The 24,215-nt window shown below is 65.5% G+C and carries 21 protein-coding genes; 6 read left to right on the top strand and 15 right to left on the bottom strand.

Annotated features, from left to right (window positions below):
• Nucleotides 1-47: 47 nt before the first annotated feature.
• The gene (locus tag HMPREF2886_RS17275) at nucleotides 48-2,273 is read right to left on the bottom strand and encodes a DNA internalization-related competence protein ComEC/Rec2 (protein ID WP_070747920.1); all 2,226 of its coding nucleotides are present in this window, start codon (nucleotides 2,271-2,273) and stop codon (nucleotides 48-50) included.
• A gap of 130 nt (nucleotides 2,274-2,403) precedes the next feature.
• On the opposite strand from HMPREF2886_RS17275, the gene HMPREF2886_RS17270 reads away from it, so the two are divergent.
• Nucleotides 2,404-2,937, top strand: coding sequence for a DUF2062 domain-containing protein (locus HMPREF2886_RS17270; protein ID WP_070747919.1), 534 nt, complete (start codon nucleotides 2,404-2,406; stop codon nucleotides 2,935-2,937).
• A gap of 87 nt (nucleotides 2,938-3,024) precedes the next feature.
• On the opposite strand, the gene HMPREF2886_RS17265 is transcribed toward HMPREF2886_RS17270, so the two are convergent.
• The 3 genes from HMPREF2886_RS17265 to HMPREF2886_RS17255 form a co-directional block, all read right to left on the bottom strand.
• Entirely contained in the window at nucleotides 3,025-4,269 is a 1,245-nt protein-coding gene (locus HMPREF2886_RS17265; protein ID WP_033975958.1) for a lipoprotein-releasing ABC transporter permease subunit, read from the bottom strand.
• A 69-nt stretch (nucleotides 4,270-4,338) separates the two neighbouring features.
• Nucleotides 4,339-5,022, bottom strand: coding sequence for a lipoprotein-releasing ABC transporter ATP-binding protein LolD (gene lolD, locus HMPREF2886_RS17260; RefSeq protein ID WP_003091168.1), 684 nt, complete (start codon nucleotides 5,020-5,022; stop codon nucleotides 4,339-4,341).
• Entirely contained in the window at nucleotides 5,015-6,265 is a 1,251-nt protein-coding gene (locus HMPREF2886_RS17255) for a lipoprotein-releasing ABC transporter permease subunit (RefSeq protein WP_003091170.1), read from the bottom strand. Before HMPREF2886_RS17255 ends, lolD begins: the two co-directional genes overlap by 8 nt.
• A 102-nt stretch (nucleotides 6,266-6,367) precedes the next feature.
• Here HMPREF2886_RS17255 and HMPREF2886_RS17250 point away from each other — a divergent pair, with 102 nt between their 5' ends.
• Genes HMPREF2886_RS17250 through HMPREF2886_RS17240 form a run of 3 tightly spaced genes read left to right on the top strand, consistent with a single transcriptional unit; the run spans nucleotide 6,368 to nucleotide 8,004 of the window.
• On the top strand, nucleotides 6,368-6,967 hold the full coding sequence (locus HMPREF2886_RS17250; protein WP_058179040.1) for a PilZ domain-containing protein: 600 nt from the start codon (nucleotides 6,368-6,370) through the stop codon (nucleotides 6,965-6,967).
• Nucleotides 6,968-6,976: 9 nt separating this feature from the next.
• The gene (locus HMPREF2886_RS17245) at nucleotides 6,977-7,285 is read left to right on the top strand and encodes a phosphodiesterase (RefSeq protein WP_070747917.1); all 309 of its coding nucleotides are present in this window, start codon (nucleotides 6,977-6,979) and stop codon (nucleotides 7,283-7,285) included.
• The gene (locus HMPREF2886_RS17240) at nucleotides 7,282-8,004 is read left to right on the top strand and encodes a glycerophosphodiester phosphodiesterase (RefSeq protein WP_033968899.1); all 723 of its coding nucleotides are present in this window, start codon (nucleotides 7,282-7,284) and stop codon (nucleotides 8,002-8,004) included. The genes HMPREF2886_RS17245 and HMPREF2886_RS17240 overlap by 4 nt, the downstream gene beginning before the upstream one ends.
• Before the next feature lie 42 nt (nucleotides 8,005-8,046).
• Here HMPREF2886_RS17240 and sthA read toward each other — a convergent pair whose 3' ends face one another.
• The 11 genes from sthA to HMPREF2886_RS17185 form a co-directional block, all read right to left on the bottom strand.
• The gene (gene sthA / locus HMPREF2886_RS17235; protein ID WP_003091177.1) at nucleotides 8,047-9,441 is read right to left on the bottom strand and encodes a Si-specific NAD(P)(+) transhydrogenase; all 1,395 of its coding nucleotides are present in this window, start codon (nucleotides 9,439-9,441) and stop codon (nucleotides 8,047-8,049) included.
• Between the two features lie 178 nt (nucleotides 9,442-9,619).
• On the bottom strand, nucleotides 9,620-9,847 hold the full coding sequence (nqrM, locus tag HMPREF2886_RS17230; RefSeq protein WP_003091178.1) for a (Na+)-NQR maturation NqrM: 228 nt from the start codon (nucleotides 9,845-9,847) through the stop codon (nucleotides 9,620-9,622).
• Nucleotides 9,844-10,872: an FAD:protein FMN transferase gene (locus HMPREF2886_RS17225; protein ID WP_083318567.1), complete on the bottom strand. Its 1,029-nt coding sequence runs from the start codon at nucleotides 10,870-10,872 to the stop codon at nucleotides 9,844-9,846. The genes nqrM and HMPREF2886_RS17225 overlap by 4 nt, the downstream gene beginning before the upstream one ends.
• Entirely contained in the window at nucleotides 10,865-12,088 is a 1,224-nt protein-coding gene (nqrF, locus tag HMPREF2886_RS17220; protein WP_003113984.1) for an NADH:ubiquinone reductase (Na(+)-transporting) subunit F, read from the bottom strand. The genes HMPREF2886_RS17225 and nqrF overlap by 8 nt, the downstream gene beginning before the upstream one ends.
• Nucleotides 12,089-12,098: 10 nt before the next feature.
• Nucleotides 12,099-12,707, bottom strand: coding sequence for an NADH:ubiquinone reductase (Na(+)-transporting) subunit E (gene nqrE, locus HMPREF2886_RS17215; RefSeq protein ID WP_003091182.1), 609 nt, complete (start codon nucleotides 12,705-12,707; stop codon nucleotides 12,099-12,101).
• Complete coding sequence (gene nqrD, locus HMPREF2886_RS17210) at nucleotides 12,707-13,381, bottom strand: NADH:ubiquinone reductase (Na(+)-transporting) subunit D (RefSeq protein WP_079387400.1); 675 nt, start codon at nucleotides 13,379-13,381, stop codon at nucleotides 12,707-12,709. Before nqrD ends, nqrE begins: the two co-directional genes overlap by 1 nt.
• Entirely contained in the window at nucleotides 13,378-14,163 is a 786-nt protein-coding gene (locus HMPREF2886_RS17205) for a Na(+)-translocating NADH-quinone reductase subunit C (protein WP_070747913.1), read from the bottom strand. The genes nqrD and HMPREF2886_RS17205 overlap by 4 nt, the downstream gene beginning before the upstream one ends.
• On the bottom strand, nucleotides 14,156-15,367 hold the full coding sequence (locus tag HMPREF2886_RS17200; RefSeq protein ID WP_003109478.1) for an NADH:ubiquinone reductase (Na(+)-transporting) subunit B: 1,212 nt from the start codon (nucleotides 15,365-15,367) through the stop codon (nucleotides 14,156-14,158). Before HMPREF2886_RS17200 ends, HMPREF2886_RS17205 begins: the two co-directional genes overlap by 8 nt.
• Before the next feature lie 3 nt (nucleotides 15,368-15,370).
• Nucleotides 15,371-16,708 (bottom strand): Na(+)-translocating NADH-quinone reductase subunit A, encoded by a 1,338-nt coding sequence (locus HMPREF2886_RS17195; protein WP_033968903.1) that lies wholly within the window; start codon nucleotides 16,706-16,708, stop codon nucleotides 15,371-15,373.
• 258 nt (nucleotides 16,709-16,966) lie between these two features.
• Nucleotides 16,967-18,376, bottom strand: a complete 1,410-nt coding sequence (locus HMPREF2886_RS17190) for an amino acid permease (RefSeq protein ID WP_003091187.1) — start codon at nucleotides 18,374-18,376, stop codon at nucleotides 16,967-16,969.
• Nucleotides 18,377-18,477: 101 nt separating this feature from the next.
• Nucleotides 18,478-19,944 carry a glyceraldehyde-3-phosphate dehydrogenase gene (locus HMPREF2886_RS17185; RefSeq protein WP_033968904.1) on the bottom strand — a complete coding sequence of 489 codons (1,467 nt, stop codon included), beginning with the start codon at nucleotides 19,942-19,944 and terminating at the stop codon, nucleotides 18,478-18,480.
• A gap of 139 nt (nucleotides 19,945-20,083) precedes the next feature.
• Here HMPREF2886_RS17185 and mfd point away from each other — a divergent pair, with 139 nt between their 5' ends.
• Together mfd and HMPREF2886_RS17175 are read left to right on the top strand one after the other, a co-directional pair.
• Nucleotides 20,084-23,530 carry a transcription-repair coupling factor gene (gene mfd, locus HMPREF2886_RS17180; RefSeq protein ID WP_058173611.1) on the top strand — a complete coding sequence of 1,149 codons (3,447 nt, stop codon included), beginning with the start codon at nucleotides 20,084-20,086 and terminating at the stop codon, nucleotides 23,528-23,530.
• Between the two features lie 10 nt (nucleotides 23,531-23,540).
• Nucleotides 23,541-24,170 (top strand): CsiV family protein, encoded by a 630-nt coding sequence (locus tag HMPREF2886_RS17175; protein ID WP_003091190.1) that lies wholly within the window; start codon nucleotides 23,541-23,543, stop codon nucleotides 24,168-24,170.
• Nucleotides 24,171-24,215 lie beyond the last annotated feature (45 nt).

Below are 24,215 nucleotides of genomic sequence, written 5' to 3'. Positions count from 1 at the left end.
GGCGCCACTCTAGCACAGCGACCCTTTTCCGCCGACCGCCACGGTTCTCATTTTTCCCGCCAGAAGTGCGCCGAATCACGCTCCCGGCGTGCACTGTCACGGCTTCCGAGGAGAAACGTCAGGGCACCGTCGCGTGCCGTGTCGTGGACCTGCGCGGCGACCCTCGCGTAACGCTCCATCACTTCGCCATGGGGATGGCCGAAGGCGTTGCGCCAACCTCGCGAGACCAGCACATGGCGAGGCCGCGTACGCAACACGAAGGCGACTCCGGAGGAGCTGCGGCTGCCGTGGTGCGGCGCCAGCAACCAGTCGACCCGCGGATCGGCCTGTCGCGCCAGCCAGGCATGCTCGGCCGCACGCGACATGTCCCCGGTCAGCAGCAGGACTTCGCCATCGGCCTCGACCCTCAGCACGCAGGAGCGGTCGTTGCTGTCGCCGGCCTGCGCCCATCCCCACTGTTCGAAAACCACGCCATCCCAGGACCAGCGCCGCTCGTCGCAGCTGTCCGCGAACAACGGCGAAGGCAGGCGCGCGGGTTCGCCGCTGACCAGCCAACCCGGCGGGAATCGGGAAGCGACCGTAGGAGCACCGCCTGCATGGTCGTTGTCGGCATGACTCAGCAACAGGCCGTCCAGGCGCCGCAGGTCCAGGCTGCGCAGCACCGGCACCACAACCCGCTCGCCCATGTCGAGCGCCCCCTGCCGCGCACCGCTGTCATAGAGCAAGGCATGCTCCCGGGTACGCACCAGCACGGCCAGCCCCTGGCCGACGTCCAGCACCCGCACTTCCGCCCGCCCCCATTCGACAGGCGGCGATGACGGCAACAACGCCGGCAGTAGCAACGCGGCACCGAGGGCACGCAACGGCAAGCCAGCCGGCGCCAGCCAGCAGAGCGCGCCGAGCATGCCCAGCGCTACGCTCCAGGCCGCTGCGGCGGGTGGCTGCCAGGCCTCGGCCAGGCCCGCCAGCAGGCCAAGCGCACGAAACAGCAGGTCCAGCGAAACGCCAGCGGCGCGAAGCAGCCCCTCGCCCAGCCCGGGTACCCACAGCAGCAGGCTCCCCGCCAGGGCCGGGGGCACTACCAGCAGTTCGATCCAAGGTACCGCCAGCAGGTTGGCCAGCGCTCCGCTCAGGCTCAACGGCAGGCCCAGCGCCAGCAGCGGCATCGCCAGCACCAGCGCCATCCCCCACTGCGCACGCCCCCAGGCTGCCCACCAGCGCCAGCGCCCAAGGCGCCCGGCGAACAGCCAGAGCAGCAGGGCAACCGCCAGGAACGACAGCCAGAACCCCGCCTGCAGGCTGGCCAGCGGCTCGACCAGCAAGACCAGCACCAGCGTTCCCAGCAGCGGGGTCAGCAAGCCCAGGTGGCGGAAACGCAGGCGCCAGACCAGCGCCAGGCTGACCATCAGGCAGGCACGCCGCACCGGGACCTCGAAGCCCGCCATCAACCCGTAGCTCCAGGCACCAAGCAAACCCAGGGCGCAGGCACAGGGCAGCCAGGGCAGGCGCCGCGGCCAGCAGCCCAGGCGATGCAAGGCCGCCACCAGGCCATAGAGCATCCCCGCCAGCAACGAGATATGCGAACCGGAGATGACCATCAGATGCACGGTGCCGGTGTCCTGGAACATGCGCCACTCGGCCGCGCTCAATCCAGAGCCATCCCCCAGCACCAGCGCCGCCAGGGCGGCGCCGCGCCCCTGCGCGTCGACCGCCAGGAGGCGCTGGCGCCAGGCGTCGCGCCAGGCATCCAGGCCACTGGCCGGCTGCAGGCGCTGGCCCGCCTTCACCGTTCCAACGGCACCGACCCGCTGCGCCAACAACCAGGCTTCGTAGTCGAAACCCGCCGCGTTCACCAGGCCGCGAGGGCGTTTCAGGGTCACCGCCAGGCGCCAGCGTTCGCCGCCCATCAGCGGCGGCGCACCACGCCAGCTCAGGCGCAGACGCTCGGGAAGAAGGACGCCCCGCGCGCCACTGACCTCCTCCAGCCGGAAGCGCGTGATGCCCTCGCCGCTCGCCGGCAGATCGACCACACGCCCCTCCAGCCAAAGGGTGCGACCATCCAGCTCGGCGGCCAGGCGTCCGTCCAGGGCGACTTGCGCCGAGCCGCAGGCCCAGGCGAACCCGAGCAGGAACAACCCCAGCCAGTACAGCCGGCCGAACAGCAGCAACAGTCCGGCGGCGGCCATGCCCAGCAGCCAGCCGACCGACGGCAATTCCGCCAGGAAGCGCAGGGCCAGCAGCCCCGCGGCGAGGGCTGGCAATCCCAGGCGCATGAACGGTTCCTCCCATCCCCGTGGCGTGCCCTCCGCTCCCCGACATGTCACATGGGGTCATACAATGGGCAACGAAATCCTGTCATCTTGCTTGGCATAATACGCAAGCCTATATCCACCGAGAGCCCACATGCCGCGTCGCCTGTTCAAGCGCTACATGCCCGATCCGGAAAGCATCCGCTCGCAGAAGTCGCTGCGCTTTCTCGGCAAATTGACGCACGATCCCAACCTTTGGCATCTCAATCGCCATTCGGTATCGCGCGCCATGGCCGCCGGGCTGTTCGCCGCCTTCATCCCGATGCCGATGCAGATGCTGCTGGCGGCCGGTCTGGCGGTGTGGATTCGGAGCAATCTGCCAATCTCCGTCGGATTGGTCTGGCTGACCAATCCGATCACGATGCCCCCGGTCTTCTATTGCACCTACAAGCTGGGCGCCTGGTTGATGCAGGTGCCGCCGCGCACCCTGCCGGACCATCTCACCTGGGAATGGGTCAGCCAGGAGTTGTCCAGCCTCTGGCAGCCCTTCCTGCTCGGTTCGGTGGTCTGCGGCATCATCGCCGCCATCCTCGGCTACGCGCTGACGATGCTCTACTGGCGCTGGTGGGTGCAGCGCAGTTGGAGCCGACGCTGCCGGCAACGTCGCGAACGGGTCGCCGCGAAGTGATCCGCCGGACATGAAAAAGCCGCCTCGAAGGCGGCTTTTTCATGGGCCTTGTCCGCTCCGTGCAGGGACTGGCGCAGGCCTTCTCGCTCACTCGTAGCGCAGCGACTCGGCCGGTTGTGTCCGCGCCGCGCGCCAGGATGGGTACAGGGTGGCGAGGAAGCTCATCAGCAATGCAGCGCTGCAGATCAGCACCACGTCCAGCACCTGCAGATCGGAAGGCAGGTAGTTGATGAAGTACACATCCGAGCTGAAGACCTTGTGCCCGACCAACCGCTCGATGCGGTCGATCATCCCGGTGATGTTCAACGCCGCGAACACCCCGAGCACCCCGCCGATGACCGTCCCGATCACGCCGATGACGGTGCCCTGGACCATGAAGATCGCCATGATCTGCCGCGGCGTGGCGCCGAGGGTACGAAGAATCGCGATGTCGGTGCGCTTGTCGGCGACCACCATGATCAGGGTGGCGATGATGTTGAAGGCGGCGACCGCGATGATCAGCAGCAGGAGCAGGCCGATCATGGTCTTTTCCATCTTCATCGCGTTGAACAGGCTGCCCTGGGTCCTGGTCCAGTCGCTGGACCTGAAGCCCTGCCCCAACTCCTTGACCACCTTGGCGGCGACCTGCGGCGACTGGTAGAGATCCTTCAGTTCCAGGCGCACGCTCGGCACCTGGCCCGGTTGCAGGCGCAGCAACTGGCCGGCATCGGCGATGTCGACCAGCGCCAGCGAGTTGTCCAGTTCGGCGCCGACCTTGAACAGGGCGACTATGGTGAAGCGCTGCATGCGCGGAGTGATGCCGCCCGGCGCACTGGTGGCTTCCGGGACAATCAGGGTCAGCTTGTCGCCGACATTGACATGGAAGCGCCGCGCGGTGATCTCGCCGAGGACGATGCCGAACTCGCCAGGCTTGAGGTCGTCCAGGCTGCCCTGGACGATGTGTTCGCCGACGATGGAGACCTTGCGCTCCTCCTGCGGATCGATGCCGTTGACCAGCACCGGCAGCATGTTGCCCTTGTACGACAGCATGCCCTGCAGTTCGGCGAACGGCGCCGCGCCGACCACCTCGCGGTGCCGCAGCGCCGCGTTGGCGACGGTCTGCCAATCGTCCAGCGGCTGCGCCGCGCTGATGGTGGCATGCGGCACCATGCCGAGGATCCGCGTGCGCATTTCCTTCTGGAAGCCGTTCATCACCGAGAGCACGATGATCATCGCCAGCACGCCCAGCGCCAGGCCGATCATCGAGGTCAGCGAGATGAACGAGATGTAGTGGTTGCGGCGTTTGGCGCGGGTGTAGCGCAGGCCTATGAAGAACGGTAACGGTCTGAACATGTCGCGGATGCACCGAGTCGATGGGGGATTCGCCGGACGGGAGCGGACGGCGGGCACGCCGTCGCCCCGCTACGCGGCGATCAGTCGGCCTTCTTCCAGGCGCAGGATGCGATCCATGTGCCCGGCCAGCTGGAGATCGTGGGTTACCACCAGGAACGAGGTCTGCAACGAACGGCTCAGTTCCAGCATCAGTTCCTGGATACCCTGGGCGGTATGCTGGTCGAGGTTGCCGGTGGGCTCGTCGAGCAGTACCAACTGCGGACGGTTGACCAGCGCGCGGGCGATCGCCACCCGCTGGCGCTCGCCGCCGGACAGCTCGGCCGGCTTGTGCGACAGGCGATGCCCCAGCCCGACCCGTTCCAGCAGCTCGGCCGCCCGCTGGCGGGCTTCCGCGATCGGCGTGCGGCCGATCAACAGCGGCATGCAGACGTTCTCCAGGGCGGTGAACTCCGGCAACAGGTGGTGGAACTGGTAGACGAACCCCAGCGCGCGGTTGCGCAGCAGCCCGCGGGCCGTCTCGTTCAGCGCCGAGAGCTCCTCGCCGGCGAGCCAGACGCTGCCGGCGGAGGGCGTGTCCAGGCCGCCGAGCATGTTCAGCAAGGTGCTCTTGCCCGAACCGGAGCTGCCGACGATAGCCACCCGCTCCCCAGGCAGCAGGTTCAACTCGACGCCGGACAGCACCTGCACCGATTGCGGCCCCTCGTCGTAGCTCTTGCTCAGGTTGCGGCAACTCAGCACCGACTTGTCATTCATAACGCAAAGCCTCCGCAGGCTGGGTGCGCGCCGCACGCCAGGCTGGATACAAAGTGGCGAAGAAGCTGAGGACCAGGGCCGCGCCGCAGACCAGCACGACATCGTCGAGCATCAGCTGCGACGGCAGGTAATCGATGAAGTACACGTCGGACGCGAGGAACTGGTGGCCCAGCAGCTTTTCCAGGGCGGAAATCCAGGCGCTGACGTTGAGCGCCGCGACCACCCCGAGGACCCCGCCGACCAGCGTGCCGATCACCCCGATCACCGTACCCTGGACCATGAAGGTAGCCATGATCTGCCCCGGCGTGGCGCCGAGGGTACGAAGGATGGCGATGTCCGACTTCTTGTCGGTGACCACCATCACCAGGGTGGAAATGATGTTGAACGCGGCGACCGCGACGATCAGCAGCAGCAACAGCCCGATCATGGTCTTTTCCATGCGGATGGCCTGGTACAGGTTGCCGTGGCTGCGCGTCCAGTCACGGGCGTAGAAGTCGTTGTCGGTCAGGGTCCGGGCGATCTCCCAGGCCACCCGCGGCGCCTGGAACAGGTCGTCGAGCTTCAGGCGCAGCCCCTGTACCTGGTTGGTCTTCCAGCGCTGCAGGCGCGCGGCGTCTTCCAGGTGGATCAGCGACAGGCCGCCATCCAGTTCGCCGGCACCGACGCGGAAGGTGCCGACCACGGTGAAACGCTTCATCCGCGGGAACACCCCGGCCGGGGTGACCGCCACCTCGGGGAGGATCAGGGTGACCTTGTCGCCGATGCCGACGCCGAGCTTCTGCGCCGCCAGTTGGCCGATGACGATGCCGAAGCCGCCGGCCTTGAGTTCCGCCAGCGAGCCCTGCTTGAAGAAATCGGGAATGATGGAGACCTTGGCCTCTTCCAGCGGATCGACCGCATCGACCATCACCGTCTGCACCGCGCCATTGGCGCTGAGCATGCCCTGCATCTGGGTGAACGGCGCTACCGCGGTGACATGCTCGTGGGCCTTGACCTTCTCGGCCAGGGCGCGCCAGTCATCGATGGGCTGGTACGACTCGACGGTGGCCTGCGGCACCATGCCGAGGATGCGGGTACGCATTTCGCGATCGAAGCCGTTCATCACCGAGAGCACCACGATCATCACCAGCACGCCCAGTGCCAGGCCGATCATCGAGGTCAGCGAAATGAAGGAGACGAAATGGCTGCGACGTTTGGCCCGCGTATAGCGCGTGCCGATGAAAACGGACAGGGGTCTGAACATGTCGCCCTTAGCTGGCAGAAAATGGATGCGTCGGGATGGCGAAGTGGCGAGGCATCGCCGGCGGCCTTACACTCTGACCATCACTGCCGCCGTGGGTTCGCCATGTCCACTCGTGACGCGGATGACCGCCGCGAATACTACCGTATCGAAGATACCCTCGCACTGGAATTTCGCCCTGCCGGGGCCGTCGAAGACGGCCTGGAGAGCGAGCCGGGGGCCACCCTGTTCAGCCTGCTCAGCGACCTCCACCTGATGGATTACGAGTCGCAGCACCTGCTGCGCCACATCAGCGAACGCGACCGCACGCTGGCCAACTACCTGAAGGTGATGAACAAGCGCATCGACCTGCTTGGCCAGGTCATGGTGCAGAGCCTGCTCAAGGAGATCGGCGAACCGCGCAAGGTCAGCCTGTCCGAGGGGGGCGTCAGCTTCCGCCACGACCGCGCATTGCCGGTCGGCCAGTTGCTCCTCCTGCGCATGGTCCTGTTGCCGCAGGGTTTCGGCCTCGAACTGCGGGCCCGGGTAATCCACGCCCAGCCACACGACGACGAATTCGAGATCGGTACCGAGTTCGAAGCGTTGAGCGACGCACAGCGCCAGTTGCTGGCCCGGCATATCCTCCAGAAGCAGGCCCAGCAGCGCCGCCTGGCACGGGCCGGACAGGGCCCGCTCGGCGAGCCGGGCCAACCTTCTTCGACCTGAGATGTGCCGATGCTTCGTTCGCTACTGCTGTGCTCCCTCCTCCTCGCCCCGCCGCTGTTCGCCGACACCCTGAGCATTCCGCTGGGCGCCCAGGGCGATACCCGGGTCGCCCTGCCCGCGCGCGGCGAAAGCCGCGAAGCCGTGCTGCAACGCTTCGGCCTGGCCGACGAGGAACATCCCGCGGTCGGCCAGCCTCCCATCGTGCGCTGGGATTACCGCGACTTCTCGGTATATTTCGAAAGCGGCCGGGTGCTCGACAGCGTTCGCCATCATCTGCCGCGGATTCCCGCGCAACCCTCGAACAAGGAGCCACAGTGACTCTCATCTATGGACATCGCGGCGCCAAGGGCGAAGCGCCGGAAAACACCCTGGCCAGCTTCCAGCGCTGCCTGGAGCATGGCGTCAAGCGTTGCGAACTGGACCTGCACCTGTCGCGCGACGGCGAACTGATGGTGATCCACGACCCGACCCTGAAGCGCACCACCGGCCGCCGCGGCAAGGTCGCCGAACACGACGCGGCCACCCTGGTCACCTACGACGCGCGCGAGGGCGGCCCCGGCTGGGTACGGCCGACGCCGATCCCGCGGCTGGAGGAGTTGTTCGAGAAGTGCCCGTTCGAGCACTGGCAACTGGAAGTGAAGAGCGCCTCGCGCGAACGCGCGGCGCGGACGGTAACGCGGATCAGGGAGCTGACCGAGCGCTTCGGCAACCGCGACAAGGTCACCGTCACCAGCGGTTCGCGGACCGTGCTCAAGGCCCTCAACGAACTGACCCCGGAACTGTCGCGCGGGCTGGTCGCCGAATACGCCTGGCTCGACCCGCTGAAGGTCGCCCAGCACTATGGCTGTGCCCTGCTCGCCCTGAACTGGACCCTATGCACCCCGGAACGCCTGCTCAAGGCCCAGCGCCTGGGGCTTCACGTCTCGGTGTGGACGGTCAACGAACCGGCTCTGATGCGCCGGCTCGCCGACTTCGGCGTGGACAGCCTGATCACAGACTTTCCCGGTTTGGCCAGCGCCACCCTCGGGAATCGCTGAGCACATCCCCTCCGGCCGGCTCAGGCCGCCGGCCGGAGTCCTTCAAAAAAGCCGGTTGAGGCCGTCGAACGCCGCCACCCGATAGGCTTCCGCCATGGTCGGGTAGTTGAAGGTGGTGTTGACGAAGTACTTCAGGGTATTCAGCTCGCCCGGCTGGTTCATGATCGCCTGGCCGATGTGGACGATTTCCGAGGCCTGGTCGCCGAAGCAATGCACGCCGAGGATTTCCAGGGTCTCGCGATGGAACAGGATCTTCAGCATGCCCACCGGCTCGTTGGAAATCTGCGCCCGGGCCATGCCCTTGAAGAACGCCTTGCCCACTTCGTAGGGAATCTTCGCCGCGGTCAGTTCGCTTTCGTTCTTGCCGATCGAACTGATCTCCGGAATGGTGTAGATGCCGGTCGGCACGTCGTTGACGAAGCGCCAGCTGTCGCTCTCGACGATGTTGCCGGCGGCCGAGCGGCCCTGGTCGTAGGCAGCGCTGGCCAGGCTCGGCCAGCCGATCACGTCGCCGGCGGCGAAGATGTTGCTCACCGAAGTGCGGTAGTTCTCGTCCACCTCGATCTGGCCACGGCTGTTGACCTTGATGCCGACGTTCTCCAGGCCGAGCTTGTCGGTGTTGCCGGTCCGGCCGTTGCACCAGAGCAGCGCGTCCGCCTTGATCTTCTTGCCCGACTTCAGGTGCAGGATGACGCCGTTGTCCAGCCCCTCGACGCGCTCGTACTCCTCGTTGTGGCGGATCAGCACGTTGTTGTTGCGCAGGTGGTAGCTCAGCGCATCGGAAATCTCGTCATCGAGGAAGCTGAGCAACTGGTCGCGCGTATCGATCAGGTCCACCAGCACGCCCAGACCGCTGAAGATCGACGCGTATTCGCAGCCGATCACCCCGGCTCCGTAGATGATCAGCCGGCGCGGGGTGTGGCTCAGGGACAGGATGGTGTCGCTGTCGTAGACCCGCGGGTGGTTGAAATTGATGTCCGAAGGACGATACGGGCGCGAGCCGGTGGCGATCACGAACTGGTCGGCGACCAGGCGTTCCACCGCGCCGCTCGGCGTCACCACTTCGACGGTGCGTTCGTCGACGAAGCTGGCGGTGCCGGTGAACATGTCGATGCGATTGCGCGCGTAGTAGCCGGTGCGCGAGGCGACCTGCTTGGAGATCACCCGGTCGGCGCTCTTCAGCACGTCGGGGAAGGAGAACCAGCGCGGCTCGCCGATCTGGCGGAACATCGGGTTGGTGTTGAACTCGATGATCTGCTTCACCGAGTGGCGCAGGGCCTTGGAAGGAATGGTGCCGAGGTGCGTGCAGTTGCCTCCGACCACGCGACGGCTGTCGACTACCGCCAGCTTGCGTCCGTACTTGGAGGCGTTCATCGCCGCCCCTTCGCCCGCCGGACCCGTGCCCAAAATCACCACGTCGTAGTTGTAGACAGCCATGCGTACTCCTCAGAACAGGCCGAGGCGCCCACTGGCGCCTCCGGCAAAGCCGCTGCACAACATGTGCGCGGCGGATCGATTCGATCATCGGGTCGGTGCGAACGACGGCATTCGCCGGGCAAGGCTCGGTCCGACCTCGAGGCGGGCATATGTTACGCCCTGTGCGAAATGTCGCACATTAGCGTTTGGTCGCGTCGTAGGCGAGTTTTCCGGGCACTACAGATTCGTCGCGGTTCGCTTCCTCGCATTTCTGCCGATCGCCGCCGCAGATCGAGCATTCCTTCTCGATCCCCAGGTTGGCGATGCCGCCGCAGGACCCGGCGATCGGCTTGCGGCCCATGATGACGCCGATGGACATGCCGAAGACCACCAGCAGCATGATGACGAAGACCAGTAGCCAGGTCATGGACGTTCTCCTTGGTTGCCGAACAGTTGCTCGTAGCGTGGCGTGGTGCGGCTGTCGAAACCGTTGCCCTGGCGACTGACGAACAGCGCCGCCAGTCGGTGCTTCTCGGCGAAACGGTAGCCTTCCTCCGGGCCGAGCACCATCAGCAGGGTCGACAGGCCGTCGGCGTTGCGCGTCGATGGATCGATCACCGTGACCGAAGCCAGGTGATGGTCGATCGGCGCACCGGTGCGCGGGTCGAAGGTGTGCGAATAGCGCTGGCCGTTCTCTTCGAAATAGTTGCGGTAATCGCCCGAGGTCGAGACGCCGTAGCCGTCCAGCGCCAGCACCTGCTGGGCGACCCGCTGGCCCTCGCGCGGCGCTTCGATAGCGATGCGCCAGGGCGTGCCGTCCGGCTTGCGCCCTTCGGCTTTCAACTCGCCGGTGATTTCCGCCAGGTAGCTGCGCACGCCGAGCTCCTTCAGGCGTTCGCCTACCGCGTCCACCGTATAGCCAGCGGCGATGCTGTCGAAGTCCAGCTGTACGGCGGCGTCCTTGCACAGGCGCTGGCCGTCGATGCGCAGGTGTCGATGGCCGACGTCACGGCGCACCGCGGCGATCTGCTCGGCGCTGGGAACCTTCTCCACCCGCGCCTGCGGACCGAAGCCCCAGAGGTTCATCAGCGGCTCGACGGTCATGTCGAAGGCGCCCTGGCTCTGTTCCGACAACTCGCCGCCGTAGCGCAGCAACTCCAGCATCGGTGGCGGCAGCTCCATGCAGGACTGCGCCGGCAGCGCATTGAAACGCGAGACCAGGGAGTCGTCGCGGTAGGTGGACATCTGCCAGTCGACCTCGGAGAGGATCGCTTCCACCGCCGCTCTCGCCGTCTGGACGTCGGGCGCCGAGGCGCCGCGCACGTACTTGATCGAATAGGTGCTGCCCATGGTCGGGCCGCCGAAGCTTTCCAGGGTGTCGCCGCAACCGGCCAGGACCAGCGCCAGCGCTGCCAGTCCGGCCATGGCAAGCGGCCGGAAACGCTCAGCCACCGAAATCGTCCAGCAGGATATTCTCGCGCTCCACGCCCAGGTCGGTGAGCATCTTGATCACCGCGGCATTCATCATCGGCGGGCCACACATGTAGAACTCGCAGTCCTCGGGCGCCGGGTGGTCCTTCAGGTAGTTCTCGAACAGCACGTTGTGGATGAAACCGGTCAGGCCGGTCCAGTTGTCCTCCGGCTGCGGGTCGGACAGCGCCAGGTGCCACTGGAAGTTGGGATTCTCCGCCTGCAGCTGGTCGTACTCCTCGGTATAGAAGGCCTCGCGCAGCGAGCGCGCGCCGTACCAGAAGCTGATCTTGCGGTTCGACTTGAGCCGGCGCAACTGGTCGAAGATGTGCGAACGCATCGGCGCCATGCCGGCGCCGCCACCGATGAAGACCATCTCGGCCTCGGTGTCCTTGGCGAAGAACTCGCCGAACGGTCCGTACACTGTGACCTTGTCGCCCGGCTTGAGGTTGAACACCCAGGACGACATCTGCCCCGGCGGCAGATCGCTGCCTGGCGGTGGCGAGGCGATGCGGATGTTGAACTTGACCACGCCCTTCTCTTCCGGGTAGTTGGCCATCGAGTAGGCGCGGATCACCGTCTCGTCGACCTTCGACACGTAGCGCCACATGTTGAACTTGTCCCAGTCGCCGCGATATTCCGGCTGGATATCGAAGTCCTTGTACTCGACCACGTGCGGCGGGCATTCCAACTGCACGTAGCCGCCGGCACGAAAGTCCACGCTCTCGCCGTCCGGCAGGCGCAGGGTGAGTTCCTTGATGAAGGTGGCGACGTTGGGGTTGGACTCCACCGTGCACTCCCATTTCTTCACCCCGAAGACCTCTTCAGGCACACGGATCTGCATGTCCTGCTTGACCGGCGTCTGGCACGACAGGCGCCAGCCTTCCTTCGCCTGGCGCCGGGTGAAGTGCGACTCCTCGGTGGGCAGCATCTCGCCGCCGCCCTCGACCACCACGCATTTGCACTGCGCGCAGGTGCCGCCGCCGCCGCAGGCGGAAGACAGGAACACGTTGTTCGCCGCCAGGGTTTGCAGCAGCTTGCCGCCGGCCGGCACGGTCAGGCTGTGCTCGCCGTTGATCTGGATGGTCACGTCGCCACTCGACACCAGCTTGGCGCGGGCGACAAGGATGATCGCCACCAGGCCCAGGACGATGGCGGTGAACATGCCGATGGCCAGGAAAATCTCGAATCCGATCACGGGCCTCTCCTTACAACTGCACGCCGGAGAACGACATGAAGCCCAACGACATCAGGCCGATGGTGATGAAGGTGATCCCCAGGCCCTGCAGGCCCTCGGGGACGTCGCTGTACTTGAGCTTCTCGCGGATACCCGCCAGCGCGGCGATCGCCAGCGCCCAGGAAAAGCCCGAGCCGACGCCGTACACCGTGCTCTCGGCAAGGTTGTAGTCGCGCTCGACCATGAACAGCGAGCCGGCCATGATCGCGCAGTTCACCGTGATCAGCGGCAGGAACACGCCCAGCGCGTTGTAGAGGCTGGGTACGTACTTGTCGAGGAGCATCTCGAGGATCTGCACGATGGCGGCGATCACCCCGATGTAGCTGAGCAGGCCGAGGAAGCTCAGGTCCACCTCGGGCAGCCCGGCCCAGGCCAGCGCGCCGTCCTTGAGCAGGTAGGTGTAGATCAGGTTGTTGGCCGGCACCGTGATGGTCTGCACCACGATCACCGCGATACCCAGGCCGATGGCGGTCTCCACCTTCTTCGAGATGGCGATGAAGGTACACATGCCGAGGAAGAACGCCAGCGCCATGTTCTCGACGAACACGGCCTTCACGAACAGGCTGATGTAGTGCTCCATCAGTAAGCCTCCTTGCTGGATACCTGCGGGGCCATCTTGTAGGCCGGGGCCTCGACCTGGTCTTTCTTCCAGGTTCGCAGGGCCCAGATGATCAGGCCGATCAGGAAGAACGCCGAAGGCGGCAGCAGGAGCAGGCCGTTCGGCTGGTACCAGCCGCCATCGTTGACCGTCGGCAACACGCTGATGCCGTAGAGCTTGCCGGCGCCGAACAGCTCGCGGACGAAGCCCAGCACCAGCAGCATGGCGCTGTAGCCGAGACCGTTGCCGATGCCGTCGAAGAACGACACGAGCGGCGGGTTGGCCATGGCGAAGGCTTCGGCGCGGCCCATCACGATGCAGTTGGTGATGATCAGCCCGACGAACACCGAGAGCTGCTTGCTCAGGCTATAGGCATAGGCCTTGAGCACCTGGTCGACGACGATCACCAGCGAGGCGATGATCACCATCTGCACGATCATCCGGATCGAGCTGGGAATCTGCCGGCGGATCATCGAGATGAACAGGTTGGAGAAGCCGGTCACCAGGGTCAGGGCGATGGCCATGACGGTAGCGGTCTTCAGGTTCGAGGTTACCGCCAGCGCCGAGCAGATCCCGAGGATCTGCAGGCCGATCGGATTGTTCTGGAAGACCGGATTGAACAGGACTTCGCGGATCGTGGGTTGAGCAGCCATCACGCCTCCCCTTTGCGCAGATTGGCGAGGAAGGCGTCGAAACCGTCCTTGCCGAACCAGAAATGCAGCAGGTTGTCGACACCCTTGCTGGTCAGGGTGGCGCCGGCCAGGCCGTCGACCTGGTGGGTCGCCTTCGCCGACTGCGGGTCCACCGAGCCCTTGATGATCTGTACGGCAAGATCGCCCTGGGCGTCGTAGAGGGTCTTGCCGACCCACAGCGCCTTCCATTTCGGATTGTCGACCTCGCCGCCGAGACCGGGGGTCTCGCCATGCTGGTAGAAGCCGAAGCCGGCGACCGTATTGAGGTCGCCCTTGAGCGCCAGGAAGCCGTACAGGGTCGACCAAAGACCGTAGCCGCGCACCGGCAGGATCAGGGTGTCGAGCTTGCCGTCGGTCTCCACCAGGTAGACCGTGGTATAGCGCTCGCGGCGCTTGATCGAGGCGATGTCCTCGGCGGCGGGCAGCGCGTCCGACAGCGCCGGGTCCTTGGCCGCTTTCAGCGGGTCGTAGCCGAGCGGGTCCTGGGCATCGCTGAAGGTGCCGCTCTGCAGGTCGACCATCTTGGCAGTGATGCGACTGTCGAACAGCGCCTTGACCTCTTTGCCGGACATGCCCGGCTCGCCGAGACCGGCGATGGCGAGGATGCTGCGCTGCTTGTCGAGCAGGCGGTTTTCCGCCTGGGTCGGCTTCAGCGCCACCGCCGCGCCAGCGACGAACACCGAGCTGACCAGGCACACCACCAGGGCTACCAGCAGTGTGCGGGTGGTGGATTCTTGATTAGCCATTGCGCGCCAGCCTCCGCTTGATGTTGGCCTGAACGACGAAATGGTCGATCAGCGGTGCGAACAGGTTGGCGAACAGGATCGCCAGCATCATGCCTTCCGGGAACGCCGGGTTGACCACCCGGATCAGCATGACCATCACGCCGATCAGGGCGCCGAACAGCCACTTGCCGGTATCGGTCATGGACGCCGAGACCGGGTCGGTGGCCATGAAGATCATGCCGAAGGCGAAGCCGCCGGTGACCAGGTGCCAATACCAGGGCATGGCGAACATCGGGTTGCTGGCCGAGCCGATGGCGTTGAACAGGTAGCTCATGGCGACCATCCCCAGCATCACCCCGGCGACGATGCGCCAGGAGGCGATGCGGGTCAGCAGCAGCACGGCGCCGCCGATGAAGATCGCCAGGGTGCTGGTCTCGCCCATCGAACCCTGCATGTGGCCGAGGAAGGCATCCATCCAGGTCAGGCCGTGGCCGAGGATGTTGTCCACCCCGCCGGCGGCGGCCAGGCTCAGCGAGGTGGCGCCGGCGAAGCCGTCCACCGAGGTCCATACCGCGTCGCCGGACATCTGCGCCGGATAGGCGAAGAACAGGAAGGCCCGGCCGACCAATGCCGGATTGAGGAAGTTCTTCCCGGTGCCGCCGAACACTTCCTTGCCCAGCACCACGCCGAAGCTGATCCCCAGGGCTACCTGCCACAGCGGGACGGACGGCGGCAGGGTCAGGGCGAACAGCACCGAGGTGACGAAGAAGCCTTCGTTGACCTCGTGGCGGCGGATGCTGGCGAACAGCACCTCCCAGAAACCGCCGACGATGAAGGTGGTCAGGTACACCGGCAGGAAATACGCGGCGCCCTGGACCAGGCAATCCCACAGGCTGTTCGGGTCGAACCCGGCCAGCGCGCCGATCAGGGCGAAGCGCCAGCCATCCTGGGCGCTCAGCAGGTCGGGGCTCTGGGCGAAGATCAGGTTGGCCTGGTGGCCGACGTTGTACATGCCGAAGAACATCGCCGGGAAGGTGCACAGCCAGACGATGATCATCATGCGCTTCAGGTCGATGCCGTCGCGCACGTGTGCAGTAGTGCGGGTGACGCTGCCGGGACGATAGAGGAAGGTGTCCACGGCTTCGTACAGTGGGTACCACTTCTCGTAGCGCCCGCCCTTCTCGAAATGATGCTCGACCTTGTCGAGCAGGTTACGCAAACCCATGGCTCAGCCCTCCTGCTCGATGCGTGCCAGATTGTCCCGCAGAATCGGGCCGTATTCGTACTTGCCGGCGCAGACGTAGCTGCACAGCGCCAGGTCCTCTTCGTCGAGCTCCAGGGCGCCGAGCTTCTGGGCCATTTCCGTGTCGCCGACGATCAGGTAGCGCAGCAGTTGGGTCGGCAGGATATCCAGCGGCATCACCGCCTCGTAGTTGCCTACCGGCACCATCGCCCGTGGGCTGCCGTTGGTGCTGGTGGTGAAGGCGAAGCGCTTGCCGCCGAGCAGCCTGGAGACGAACACGTTGAGCAGCGAATGCTTTTCCACCCCGGCGCGCAGGTAGTGGAGGAACTCGCGCTGGTCGCCCTCCTTGAGGCAGGACAACTGCAGGTGGTAGCGCCCCAGGTAGGCGTAGGCGCCATGGGCGGTGCGACCGCCCAGCACGGAGCCGGAGATCAGCCGGTTGTTGCCCGGCTGCAACTGGCCGGCGGCCAGTTCGTCGAGGCTGGCGCCCAAGCGGGTGCGCACCAGACGCGGCTTTTCCACCACCGGACCGGCCAGGGCGATCACCCGCTCGGTCCACAATTGCCCGGTCGTGAACAGCTTGCCGATGGCGATCACGTCCTGGTAGTTCAGGTTCCACACGCTCTTGCCGGCACCCACCGGGTCGAGGAAATGGATATGGGTGCCGGGCAGGCCCGCCGGATGCGGACCGGCGAAGGCTTGCGCGGTCACGCCGGAGAGCGCCTCGCCGGGTAGCGAAACGCCTTCCGCCTTGCACAGGAACACCCGGGCCAGGCGCCCGAGCACCGTCAGTCCGGCCTGGAAGGCCTCGCCCTGCTCCGCAATAACCACCTGCGGATCGGCGGCCAGCGGCTGGGTATCGATGGCAGTGACGAAAATCGAACTGGGGCTGGACTCGGGATCGGGCACCTTGCTGAACGGCCGGGTCCGCAGCGCGGTCCACAGGCCCGACTGCAACAGGTTGTCGCGGACCTGCTCGGCGCTCAGCGTGGCGAGTTGGTCAGCGGGGTAACGGGCGAACTCCAGTTGCTCGTCGCCGTCGAGATCGATGACCACCGATTGCAGGACGCGCTTCTCGCCACGATGGATGGCACTGACCACACCGGCGCCGGGTGCGGTATAGCTGACGGAGGGATTCTTCTTGTCGGTGAACAGCACCTGCCCCAGCTTCACCCGGTCGCCTACCTGCACCGCCATGGTCGGCTTCATGCCGTGGTAGTCGAAACCGATCAACGCCACGCTGCGTACCGGGCGTGCTGCCTCGATGCGCTGTTCGGGGGCGCCGCTGATGGGCAGGTCCAGGCCACGTTTTATCTTGATCATGTCTAGTGCCTAGTGGTCGTGGACAGAAAAGACGAGGCCCAAGTCAGAAAATGACCATCATCGCGCGCAACGTACTGAATTGGCACGATTGATGAATGGCCCCGCAAGGTAACCCCGGGATTATAAAGAGCCACCTCCCCGGGAGCCACCCAAGCCGCACACCGGGTCTTGAAACGCGTAACAGAACACGACAGAAAAACATGCCCGTGCGAAATGAAAAACGGGAGCCGAAGCCCCCGTCCCGCGCCACCCGTAGGCTCAGGCCTGCTGGCCGAGCCCGCGCCTTTCCGCCAGCGACAGCTTGACCCGGTAGCACAACCACATCAGCAGCAGCCAGAATGGAATGGCGTACACCGAGATGTTGATCCCGGGGATCATCAGCATGATGCCAAGGATGAACACCACGAAGGCCAGGCACAGGTAGTTGCTGAACGGCGACCAGAGCGCCTTGAAGAAGGTGTCCACGCCCTGGCGCTTCATCGCCGCGCGGAACTTCAGGTGCGACAGGCTGATCATCGCCCAGTTGATCACCAGCGCCGCCACCACCAGCGACATCAGCAGTTCCAGCGCCTTGTGCGGCAATACGTAATTGACGATCACGCAGAGGAAGGTGATCAGCGCCGAGACCAGGATCGAGAGCACCGGCACGCCCCGGCGGTCCACCGACATCAGCACCTTCGGCGCGTCACCCTGGGCGGCCAGGCCGTAGAGCATCCGGCTATTGCAGTAGACGCCGCTGTTGTAGACCGACAATGCCGCGGTGAGTACTACGAAGTTGAGGATGTTGGCCGCGGTACCGCTGCCGATCAACGAGAAGATCTGCACGAACGGGCTGCCGCTGTAGTCGTCGCCGGAAGCGTTGATGGTCTCCACCAACTGGTCCCATGGATACAGCGAGAGCAGCACCGCCAGGGCGCCGATATAGAAGATCAGGATCCGGTAGATCACCTGGTTGATCGCCTTCGGGATCACCTTCCGCGGCTCGGACGCCTCGGCGGCGGTGATACCCACCAGCTCCAGCCCCCCGAAGGAGAACATGATGATCGCCAGGGTCATCACCAGGCCGCTGAGACCGTTGGGGAAGAAGCCGCCGCGGTCCCACAGGTTGCTCACCGAGGCTTGCGGCCCGCCACCGCCGCCGACCAGCAGGTAGATACCGAGCAGGATCATGCCGATGATCGCCGCTACCTTGATGATCGCGAACCAGAACTCGGTCTCGCCGAAGGCTTTCACGTTGGCCAGGTTGATCGCATTGATCAGCACGAAGAACGCCGCCGCCGTCGCCCAGGTCGGCACGTCCGGCCACCAATACTGGATGTACTTGCCCACCGCCGTCAGCTCCGACATGCCCACCAGGATGTACAGCACCCAGTAGTTCCAGCCGGAGAGGAAACCGGCGAAGCCGCCCCAGTACTTGTGTGCGAAGTGACTGAAGGAGCCGGCCACCGGCTCCTCGACGATCATCTCGCCGAGCTGGCGCATGATCAGGAAGGCGATGAAGCCGCCAATGGCGTAACCGAGGATCATCGACGGGCCGGCCGTCTTGATGACGCCCGCCGAGCCGAGGAACAGCCCGGTGCCGATCGCCCCGCCCAGCGCGATCAACTGGATGTGGCGATTCTTCAGGCCACGCTTCAGCTCGCCCTGGTGCAGATGTTGACCATCCATTGAAAAACCCTAAATCGAAGTGAGTAGTTTCTTGTTCTGGTTATCCACAGAAATGAAAAACGGGAGCCCGAGAGCTCCCGTTTTCCTCTACGCCTTGCGCATCAACGCGGGAAGGCCGGCGGGTTGACCCCAGCCATGTCTTCCATCACGCGCACTACCTGGCAGCTGTAGCCGAACTCGTTGTCGTACCACACGTACAGGACGACACGGTTGTCGTTGCAGATGGTCGCCTCGGCGTCCACCACGCCGGCATGGCGCGAACCGACGAAGTCGGTGGAAACCACTTCCTGGGAACTGACGAAGTCGATCTGCTTCTGCAGGTCCGAGTGCATGGCCATCTGGCGCAGGTACTCGTTGATCTCTTCGCGGGTGGTGGACTTTTCCAGGTTCAGGTTGAGGATCGCCATGGACACGTTCGGCGTCGGCACGCGGATCGCATTGCCGGTCAGCTTGCCTTTCAGCACCGGCAGGGCCTTGGCCGCGGCGGTGGCGGCACCGGTCTCGGTGATCACCATGTTCAGCGGCGCGCTGCGGCCACGACGACTGCCCTTGTGGAAGTTGTCGATCAGGTTCTGGTCGTTGGTGTACGAGTGAACGGTCTCGACGTGACCGTTGACGATGCCGTACTGGTCGTTGACGGCCTTCAGCACCGGCACGATGGCGTTGGTGGTGCAGGAGGCGGCCGAGATGATCTTGTCGTCGGCGCCGATGTCGGTGTGGTTGATACCGTGCACGATGTTCTTCAGCGCGCCCTTGCCCGGAGCGGTAAGGACCACGCGATCGATCCCCGGGCACTTCAGGTGCTGGCCGAGGCCTTCGGCGTCGCGCCACTTGCCGGTGTTGTCGACCAGCAGGGCGTTCTTGATGCCGTACTGGGTGTAGTCGATCGACGCCGGGTCGTTGGAGTAGATCACCTGGATCAGGTTGCCGTTGGCGGTCAGCGTGTTGTTTTCTTCGTCGATGGTGATGGTGCCGTCGAACGGACCGTGCACCGAGTCCCGACGCAGCAGGCTGGCCCGCTTGACCAGGTCGTTCTCGGCGCCCTTGCGCACGACGATCGCGCGCAGGCGCAGGCCGTCGCCGCCGCCGGTCTTCTCGATCAGGATGCGCGCCAGCAGGCGGCCGATGCGGCCGAAGCCGTAGAGCACGACGTCGGTGCCTTCGCGGGCATCGCCGTTCTGCTTGCCGACCACCTCGGCCAGCTCGGCCTTGACGAAGTCCTCGATGCTGCGGCCGTTACCTTCTGCCTTGAACTTGGCGACCATCTTGCCCAGATCGACGGAAGCGGCGCCCAGCTTGAGCTCGCTCATCGCCTTGAGGATCGGGAACGTCTCGTGAACCGACAGCTCGGCGTCATCAGCCATGCGATGACGGGCGAAACGATGCGCCTTCATGATCGCGATCACCGAGCGGTTGATCAGACCACGGCCATGGATCGAGGTCACCACATTGTTATTGCGGTAGAGCTGGCCAATCAGCGGGATCATGGCTTCCGCGATGGCTTCACGATCGATCCATTCACCGAGACACTGGTCGGGCTTCTGAGTCACGGGCAATACCTTCCACATGTAGGGGATGAAAAAAGGGGCTACATTATGACCGTGCCGGCCAGGCTCGGCAATCTGCAGCAGTCGGAAGACTGACATCCAGCAGTCGGGAAAGTTACAATCCGGCGGGTCAAATTCCCGACCGGAGCCCAGCTTGCCCGTGTCCGTACTGCGTCTTCCCAGCCTGCCGGCCAGCGCCGGCAAGCAACACTGGGGCAACCTCCCCGGTGCCGCGCTGAGCCTGGCTGTCGCCGAGGCCGCCAGTTCCGCCAAGCGCTTCACCCTGCTGCTGACCGCCGACAGCCAGAATGCCGAACGCCTGGAACAGGAACTGCGGTTCTTCGCCCCCGACCTGCCGGTACTGCATTTCCCCGATTGGGAAACCCTGCCCTACGACGTCTTTTCGCCGCACCAGGACATCATTTCCCAGCGCATCGCCGCCCTCTACCAGTTGCCGCAGCTCAAGCACGGCGTGCTGGTGGTGCCGATCTCCACCGCCCTGCACCGCCTGGCGCCGACCCGCTTCCTGCTCGGCAGCAGCCTGGTCCTCGACGTCGGCCAGAAACTCGATGTCGAGCGGATGCGCTTGCGCCTGGAAGGCGCCGGCTACCGCTGCGTCGACACGGTCTACGAGCACGGCGAGTTCGCCGTCCGCGGCGCGCTGATCGACCTGTTCCCGATGGGCAGCGAGTTGCCCTTCCGTATCGACCTGTTCGACGACGAGATCGAGACCCTGCGCACCTTCGACCCGGAGACCCAACGCTCCATCGACAAGGTCGAGTCGATCCGCCTGCTGCCGGCGCGCGAATTCCCCCTGAACAAGGAAGCGGTCACCGGTTTCCGCGGCCGCTTCCGCGAGCGCTTCGACGTCGACTACCGGCGCTGCCCGATCTACCAGGACCTCGCCAGCGGTTTGACACCCTCGGGAATCGAGTACTACCTGCCGCTGTTCTTCGAGGAAACCGCGACGCTCTTCGACTACCTGCCGCAAGACACCCAGGTGTTCTCCCTGCCCGGCATCGAACAGGCCGCCGAGCAGTTCTGGAACGACGTACGCAGCCGCTACGAGGACCGCCGGGTCGATCCGGAACGACCATTGCTGCCGCCGGCGGAAGTGTTCCTTCCGGTGGAAGACTGCTTCGCCCGGCTGAAGAGCTGGCCCCGGGTGGTCGCCAGCCAGGAGGACGTCGAGCCGGGCGTCGGGCGCGAGCGCTTCCCGGCCCTGCCGCTGCCGAACCTGGCGATCGAAGCCAAGGCCGCCGAGCCGCTGGCCGCGCTGCGCCGGTTCGTCGAAGAGTTCCCCGGCCGCGTACTGTTCTGCGCCGAATCGGCCGGACGCCGGGAAGTCCTGCTGGAACTGCTGGCCCGACTGAAGCTGCGCCCTGAGGAAGTCGACGGCTGGCCGGCCTTCCTCGCCAGCCAGGCACGCCTGGCGATCAGCATCGCGCCGCTGGACGAGGGCCTGCTGCTGGACCACCCGGCACTCGCCCTGGTCGCCGAAAGCCCGCTGTTCGGCCAGCGCGTCATGCAGCGCCGGCGCCGGGAAAAGACCCGCGACGGCGGCGACGCGGTGATCAAGAACCTCACCGAGCTGCGCGAAGGCGCGCCGGTGGTGCACATCGACCATGGCGTCGGCCGCTACCTGGGCCTGATCACCCTCGAGGTGGACAACCAGCAGGCGGAATTCCTCATGCTGCAATACGCCGAGGACGCCAAACTCTATGTGCCGGTCGCCAACCTGCACCTGATCGCCCGCTACACCGGCGCCGACGACGCCCTGGCGCCGCTGCACCGACTCGGCTCGGAAACCTGGCAGAAGGCCAAGCGCAAGGCCGCCGAACAGGTTCGCGACGTCGCCGCCGAACTGCTCGACATCTACGCCCGCCGAGCCGCCCGCGAAGGCTTCGCGTTCAAGGATCCGCAGGCCGACTACGCGACCTTCTCGGCCGGCTTCCCGTTCGAGGAGACGCCGGACCAGCAAGGCGCCATCGAGGCGGTGGTCGCCGACATGCTCGCGCCCAGGCCCATGGACCGCCTGGTCTGCGGCGACGTCGGCTTCGGCAAGACCGAAGTGGCGATGCGCGCGGCGTTCGTCGCCGTGCATAGCGGCAAGCAGGTGGCGGTGCTGGTGCCCACCACCCTGCTCGCCCAGCAGCACTACAACAGCTTCCGCGACCGCTTCGCCGACTGGCCGGTGAGCGTCGAGGTGATGAGCCGCTTCAAGAGCGCCAAGGAAGTCGAGAACGCTGCGCGGCTACTGGCCGAAGGCAAGATCGACATCCTCATCGGGACCCACAAGCTGCTCCAGGAAGACGTGAAGTTCGCCAACCTGGGGTTGGTCGTGATCGACGAGGAACACCGCTTCGGGGTGCGCCAGAAGGAGCAGCTCAAGGCCCTGCGCAGCGAAGTGGACATCCTCACCCTCACCGCCACGCCGATCCCGCGGACCCTGAACATGGCCGTCTCCGGCATGCGCGACCTGTCGATCATCGCCACGCCGCCGGCGCGCCGCCTGTCGGTGCGCACCTTCGTCATGGAGCAGCAGAACGCGGTGATCAAGGAAGCGCTGCTCCGCGAACTGCTGCGCGGCGGCCAGGTGTACTACCTGCACAACGAAGTGAAGACCATCGAGAAGTGCGCCCGCGACCTAGCCGAACTGGTCCCGGAGGCGCGCATCGGCATCGGCCACGGACAGATGCACGAGCGCGAGCTGGAACAGGTGATGAGCGACTTCTACCACAAGCGCTTCAACGTGCTGGTGGCCTCGACCATCATCGAGACCGGCATCGACGTGCCCAGCGCCAACACCATTCTCATCGAGCGCGCCGACAAGTTCGGCCTGGCCCAGTTGCACCAGTTGCGCGGGCGCGTCGGTCGCAGCCACCACCAGGCCTACGCCTACCTGCTGACGCCGCCGCGCCGGCAGATGACCCCGGACGCGGAGAAGCGCCTGGAGGCCATCGCCAACGCCCAGGACCTGGGCGCCGGCTTCGTCCTCGCCACCCACGACCTGGAGATCCGCGGCGCCGGCGAGTTGCTCGGCGACGGCCAGAGCGGGCAGATCCAGGCGGTCGGCTTCACCCTCTACATGGAAATGCTCGAACGGGCGGTGAAGGCCATCCGCAAGGGCGAGCAACCGAACCTCGAGCAGCCGCTGGGCGGCGGGCCGGAGGTCAACCTGCGGGTGCCTGCGCTGATCCCCGAGGATTACCTGCCCGACGTACATGCCCGGCTGATCCTCTACAAGCGCATCGCCAACGCCCCTGACGAGGAAGGTTTGCGTGAGTTGCAGGTGGAAATGATCGACCGCTTCGGGCTCCTGCCCGATCCGGCGAAGAACCTGATGCGCCTGACCCTTCTGAAGCTGCAGGCGGAAAAACTTGGAATACTCAAGGTCGATGCCGGACCGCAGGGCGGTCGTATAGAATTCGCCGCCGATACCCAGGTCGACCCGCTGGTATTGATCAAGCTGATCCAGGGCCAGCCGAACCGCTACAAGTTCGAAGGCGCAACCCTGTTCCGCTTCCAGGTGCCCATGGAACGACCGGAAGAACGCTTCAATACCCTGGAGGCGCTGTTCGAGCGCCTGACACCGCAAACCACCTAAGGATTAGCCTATGCGCTTGTTCCGTTGCCTTGCCCTGCTGCTCTCACTGGCCGCCCCCGCGGCATTCGCCGGCGGTCCCTACCAGGTGGAACTGGTGGTGTTCCGCCAGGCCGGCGATGCCGTGCCGTCCAGCCAGCCGGCGCCGGACGACTGGGCCACCGGCGCACAGCCGCTGGCCAGCGACGCCCTGCGTGCCACCGCGCTCGACAACCAGCTCGCCAAGCTCAGCCAGGACAACGGCTACACCGTGCTGCTGCACAAGGCCTGGCGCCAGGACATCGGCGAAACCCCGGTGAAGATCGCCCTCAGCGAAGGCCAGGAACAGGATCATCATTTCCCGGTGGAAGGTACGCTGACCCTCAGCCAGGTGCGTTTCGTCGACATGGAGGCCGACTTCTGGGTCAATCGCTTCGGCGACGACGGTTTCCTCGCCGGCAGCCAGCACATCAGGCAGGGCACGCGGCTGAAGAATGGCGAACTGACCTATCTCGACCATCCGAGCCTGGGCATCCTGATCAAGGTAGTGCCGGTCGGCGCCCGTCCCGCCGCCCCCAATCCCATGGAAATGGAAGAACAGCAGGCACCGGCGGACGCGCCTCCCGTCGAAGGCGGCTTCGACGCCGCACCTCCTGCGCAATAGCGAAAAAGGCCGCAATAGCGGCCTTTTTTTTCGTTGCGATGACCG

The sequence above is a fragment of the Pseudomonas sp. HMSC066A08 genome (assembly GCF_001813025.1).
Taxonomy (GTDB): domain Bacteria; phylum Pseudomonadota; class Gammaproteobacteria; order Pseudomonadales; family Pseudomonadaceae; genus Pseudomonas; species Pseudomonas aeruginosa.
This window is presented reverse-complemented; position numbering and strand designations above follow the sequence as displayed.